The 527-nt window shown below is 43.8% G+C and carries 1 protein-coding gene; it reads right to left on the bottom strand.

All coding sequences use genetic code 11. From position 1 onward, the window contains the following. Positions 1-527 (bottom strand): immunoglobulin-like domain-containing protein (locus tag EP57_RS17000; RefSeq protein ID WP_338151741.1); only part of this gene is annotated, 527 nt, incomplete at both ends.

Here is a 527-nt window from a genome sequence, read left to right as displayed (position 1 = left end):
GCGACACTTGTTACTGGTACTGTAACACGACTGCGCTCAAATCCTTGGGCATCATAACCCGCAATTTCTACAGTGTCAATGGCAGATGTAATCACGTCTTTCGCATAGATAGCATAAGCGCCATTTGCAACGCTTGTTTGGCGTTTAACATCACCATTCACGAAAATTTTCACACGGGTGATGCTTGATCCAGCTGTTCCACTAACATTCTGATCTGTTGCCATATTATATTCTGTGGCTGTCAATTTATATACAACACGATTATCTGTTTGAACTGTGGCAGTTGCCATGTTACCAATTGTTCCTTTGGCATCAACGGAAGCAATTTGGAATTCATTTCCTGCTGTTGCTAATTTCGCTTGGTCTCCTGTGTAGATAGAGAACTTGCCATCCGTTACCGTTGCGTAGCGAACGAATTTACCGTCTACATAAAGCGCTACTTTTGTTGCACCTGCTGGCGTTGTTCCTGTAGCGTACACGTCTGTTGTATAGTAAGTCGCGATAGTTGGAGCTGCCAATACGGATAC

Source organism: Listeria booriae (assembly GCF_000766865.1).
GTDB lineage: Bacteria > Bacillota > Bacilli > Lactobacillales > Listeriaceae > Listeria_A > Listeria_A booriae.
Note: the sequence above shows the minus strand (reverse complement) of the source record. Positions and strands in the feature narration are given on the sequence as shown.